Here is a 1,192-nt window from a genome sequence, read left to right as displayed (position 1 = left end):
ACCGCAATCGCCCAGACCACGGTGACGTACATCCACACTGACGCCCTGGGCTCGGTCGTGGCTGAGAGCGATGCCAACGGCAATGTGATCAAGCGCTACGACTACGAGCCCGATGGGGCTCTGGTGGGTGATCAGGTCACGGACGGGCCGGGGTAAACCGGGCATGTGAGCGATGCGGCCACCGGGCTGAGCTACATGCAGCAGCGGTACATGGATCCGCAGTTGGGTGTGTTCCTGTCAATGGATCCGGTCACGGCGTATGACCAGCCGGTTGGGCAATTCAATCGGTATCGGTATGCGAACGGGAATCCGTACAAGTTCACAGATCCTGATGGACGGCAGGCGATTCCGATGCCGGCCCCTTACATCCTTCCCATCCCGGTTCCCAACCCCGGTGGAAACATCCAGCGCAGTGAGGATACATCCGGGGGGAATCGCGAGAGCGGGCCAAGTGGAAGGCCAACTTCGAGACCCACTGAACGTCCCGCAGGTCGGGATACAGTTCGGCGGGGGCGAGACGGGCAGCCAATACCCAATCGTTTCCCCGACCGACCACTACCCACGAAGCCCAATGGTGAGCCTGCACCAGAACCGGATGCGGCTGGCCCGCATACGCAACTGGGGCAGCGAGATGGTAGAAATGGAAAGTACGACCAGGCGAGAGAATTCGACGGTCACGGGAGGCCGGTAAAGACTATTGATTTTACTGACCACGGCCGGCCGGGCAGTCATACGAACCCGCACGAACATCCTTATGAGCCGAGTGCTACCGGGGGCACTCCTTCACGCGGACCCGCGCGGCCGCTTAACGGAGGCGGATAGTCATGACGGTAAACGCTTGGGACTTCCCAATCACGGGAGACAGGGTAGTTGAGGCGTTAAGAGATAACTTCAGCACGAATGATATTTGGCTGCTATCGCATTTGGATGTCCCTTCGGGAGCGGAGTCAAAAGCGACCTTGGGTCATCTTCGAGAGCGGATGGTGAACAGGCCGTTAGAGGTGTCGACTGGTGATCTGTGCGATGCGCTTGCTGGCGCGCCGCAAGTATGGGTACTGGACATCCGGCTATCATCTGACCACGAAGTCCAGCTCTACATTGAAGATGGTGAGGTATTTGAGGAGAGTCTGGACAGGATGGTCGGAACCGGAGATATCGCTGGACCGACAGACCCGGGACTGAGATGAAATGT

Annotated in this window: 1 protein-coding gene; it reads left to right on the top strand. The window is 58.9% G+C overall.

Annotated features, from left to right (window positions below; all coding sequences use genetic code 11):
• Positions 1 to 165: 165 nt before the first annotated feature.
• Positions 166 to 822 (top strand): RHS repeat-associated core domain-containing protein, encoded by a 657-nt coding sequence (locus tag N5D91_RS24255; RefSeq protein ID WP_275425335.1) that lies wholly within the window; start codon positions 166 to 168, stop codon positions 820 to 822.
• The last annotated feature ends 370 nt before the right edge of the window (positions 823 to 1,192 follow it).

The organism is Stenotrophomonas sp. GD03794 (assembly GCF_029842145.1).
Lineage (GTDB): Bacteria > Pseudomonadota > Gammaproteobacteria > Xanthomonadales > Xanthomonadaceae > Stenotrophomonas > Stenotrophomonas riyadhensis.
This window is presented reverse-complemented; position numbering and strand designations above follow the sequence as displayed.